The sequence below is a fragment of the Methyloglobulus sp. genome, assembly GCF_046714055.1.
Lineage (GTDB): Bacteria > Pseudomonadota > Gammaproteobacteria > Methylococcales > Methylomonadaceae > Methyloglobulus.
On sequence record NZ_JBKKBJ010000018.1, the window covers coordinates 1 to 3,501 of the forward strand.

General features: G+C 45.8%; 3 protein-coding genes. 2 read left to right on the plus strand and 1 reads right to left on the minus strand.

From position 1 onward, the window contains the following. Positions 1-153: 153 nt before the first annotated feature. Positions 154-1,683, minus strand: coding sequence for a CHAD domain-containing protein (locus ACLQ6D_RS01050; RefSeq protein WP_411725392.1), 1,530 nt, complete (start codon positions 1,681-1,683; stop codon positions 154-156). A 208-nt stretch (positions 1,684-1,891) separates the two neighbouring features. On the opposite strand from ACLQ6D_RS01050, the gene ACLQ6D_RS01055 reads away from it, so the two are divergent. Together ACLQ6D_RS01055 and ACLQ6D_RS01060 are read left to right on the plus strand one after the other, a co-directional pair. After that, entirely contained in the window at positions 1,892-2,422 is a 531-nt protein-coding gene (locus ACLQ6D_RS01055) for a SixA phosphatase family protein (protein ID WP_411725393.1), read from the plus strand. Positions 2,423-2,529: 107 nt separating this feature from the next. Then, positions 2,530-3,501 (plus strand): PstS family phosphate ABC transporter substrate-binding protein (locus ACLQ6D_RS01060; RefSeq protein ID WP_411725394.1); only part of this gene is annotated, 972 nt, incomplete at its 3' end.

Genomic DNA, 3,501 nt, shown 5'->3' on the forward strand with positions numbered 1-3,501 from the left:
TGATAATCATAAAAAATAAGTCAGATATTATGTTTAGCGCTTCCGTTGGGGCATGCCTTGTGCCTGACCGAGCAATCACTTGTAATTATCAGGACAGGCACAAAGCCAATAGCAATACCTATAAGTATTCACTCATGGAATAGAAACACAACCCTATGGCTTTTTCGGCGCAAACAGCGCATGAAAAGGCGCGTGGGTCTCTGGCTTTTTAAAAGCGGCAAATTGTGAAGTAAAGCGGTCGCGGGCTTTGCACTTCCGGCTTTCAAAATCCTGGATTAACACGCCCATCGCCAGAAAGGTTTTGCTTGGCGTATTGATAGACTGCATTTCCTCACTGAATTGTTGTAACCTTTCCTGCTGGATGGCGTAGTCTTGATAATCGCCCAAAACTTCTTGCAACAGTTTCAAGCGCTTAATCAATTTATCAATGCGGCGTTCTGGATAAAGATTTTGGAAGAACTCCATTAAATAACGCAATTTTTTGCAAGTTTTCCTGAGCTTATGCAGTGCCTCCGGTGGCGAATGCCGGTCAATCACCACACCTTCCTTTATGGCTTGCTTATAAGTTTTCCATATCCTCTGGTCTGCGAGTTCTTTAATCGTCAATTTGGCATCCGCTTCAGTTGGATTTTTGGGCGGGATCGAAGAAAGGTAGTCCTCCCATTCCGCCAGCATCATTAAATACTTGTTTGAACGCAGTTTTCTGGCGAGTTGCTTTTGTGATTTCTGTTTTTTTACAACCAAAAAATTATGCAGGGGATTGATGCTTTGCCGAATGACAACAGGCAATTTCTTTTTGTATTGTTCAAAATTCAACAAATAAACATCTAAATCGCGCGGTTCCCCGGTAATCTGCCCTAACCAGGAAAAAAACTCCTTATAACGGGCAAGAACGTCTTCAGGCAGGACATTTTTGACCTGGCTTAGCCCGACCCGGGTTCTCCTGACCGCCACCCTGAAGTCATGCAAAAACTCACTGTCCGTATCCGCTATGGTTCCCTGTTCGTTCAGTTTGATAGCCCGCAACAGATAACTGAATATATATTTGCTGGCGATATCGGCCCGCATTTCCGGGGTAAGGCGTATGTCCAGTTTCGGTGAGTAATCTTTGGGTTGCCGCCCTTGTAACCTTAAGGCTACCAACAACACGGGCTTATCCACGGCGCACAGCCCCATCTCTTTCGTGACCATCTCGGCGATATGTTCGACAACTTTGTCGTAGCCTTTTACGGGAAAGAGTGTAAGGCGGTTATTGAGCAGCTCAAATTCTTCGATCAACACACGAAGCACAATTTTTTCGTCTTTATTGACAATATCAAGATGATAAGCCTCACATTCCAGGGTGCAGACCGCCAGCAATGCCCGCACCCCTAGCAACGGTTCTAGCGTTTGCCGCACCTTGCCGGGATTGAATTGCTTGCTGAATGACGGCACATCGAAAAGTATGGTGCTGGCGATAAGCCCGCCATTCTTTCGATCGCTTAACAATAATGATGAGGTTTGTTTTGACCGGTTAAATTCACAGGTCAAGCCATGCCTGTATAAGCGCCAATCAAAGCTATCGTAATAGGTCTTCAAGAGATATTGTTTCGAAACAAGATGTGTTTCGACCTTATCGCTTAATGCGGCCAGAAGATTTTCAGCCGTTAAATTTGTAGGTAACTCAAAATGGGTAGCCGTCATGACTAAGGGTTCCTTTTTATTAAGTGATCGTGTACACAATACTGTAATAATCTAGTATTAACATTTGATGACACACAACCCATCGTTCGTAAATGGTTAGGCAAGGACAATAAGGATACGAACCTCTAAAACATCTCATGATATAGTGGATTTTATCAGTATAAAGTCCACTTTGATATTTCTGCAAAAATGATTAAAGGATATACAAATGAGTAGAGAATTATGGCTGTTGCGGCATGGCAAGGCGGAACGCTATGATGGAAACGAAGATTATGACCGGCGCTTAAAAAAGCGCGGGAAACGTGATGCCAACCGCATGGGAGATTGGCTGAAAGAAAATCTTTTGATACCCGATGCGGTCATCAGTTCACCGGCAACCCGCGCCATCATGACCGCAAAAATAGTGTGCGATGCCGTCGGCATAGACCGTCAACATATCCAGATGGAAAAACGCCTGTATGATGAAGGTTTAGTCCGGGTGAAATCGGTGCTGGCCGATTGCCCTTCAACTTTTAGCCGGGTTTTACTGGTCGGCCATAACCCAGAACTTGAAGACCTGTTGACTTATCTGGTCAATCCCATACACCTGCCAGATACTGAAAAATTGATCCCGACAACGGCTTTGGCACGATTGGTCTTGCCGGACGGCTGGACACAATTGGAAAAAGGCTGTGCGGAGTTGCTATCCATCACCTACCCAAAATCCTTAACCGAAGAAAGCGAAGGATCGCCTGATTAAACTTGAACGAAATTGTGTCACTGTCATATTTCTGTCATAAAATGCAATTAAGCTAGTAAAGTATCCAATGTATTTTGCCACTACTGTCTATCACAAGAGAATTAACAATGAAATCAATTTTTAAAACGAAATCACTTATTGCTGCGATGGGGCTTGTTTCTGCCGGATTGATGGGCACAGTTGCCCATGCCGTACAGTCTGTGGACGCGGGTCTCCCTGAATACCAGGCCGCCAGCGGTATTTCCGGCAATCTGTCCAGCGTTGGTTCTGACACGCTTGCCAACTTGATGACACTCTGGGCGGAAGACTTTAACCGCGCTTACCCCAACGTCAACATTCAAATCCAGGCCGCTGGCTCTTCCACCGCGCCGCCAGCGCTGACAGAAGGCACATCCAACCTCGGCCCCATGAGCCGTGAAATGAAAGATGATGAAATAGAAGCGTTCGAAGATAAATATGGTTATAAACCCACCGCTATACCCGTAGCGGTGGATGCCCTTGCCGTTCTGGTCAACAAGGACAACCCTGTGAAAGGTTTGACAATGGAACAGGTTGATGGCATTTTTTCTTCCACCAACAAATGCGGCGGCGCTTCCAGCATTGAAACCTGGGGCGATGCGGGTGTGGCTGCGTGGGGCGCAAAAAGTATCCAGTTATACGGCCGTAACTCTGTATCCGGCACTTATGGCTATTTTAAAGAACATGCCTTATGCAAGGGTGATTTTAAAAGCAATGTCAATGAACAACCCGGTTCTGCCTCGGTCGTCCAGTCTGTCACCGAGTCCGTCAACGGTATCGGATATTCTGGGATGGGCTATTCCACTTCTGGCGTAAAGATGGTGGCTTTGGCAAAAAAAGGCAGCACAAGCTTTGTTGAAGCCACACCTGAAAACGCCCTCAATGGCACCTATCCTTTGACCCGTTACCTGTTTGTTTACGTCAACAAAAAACCGAACCAACCGTTAGCGCCGTTGGAATATGAATTTGTGAAAATGGTCTTGTCAAAAACCGGCCAACAATCCGTTATCAAAGATGGTTATATTCCATTGCCGACAAATGTCGTAGAGAAGGCTTTGGCA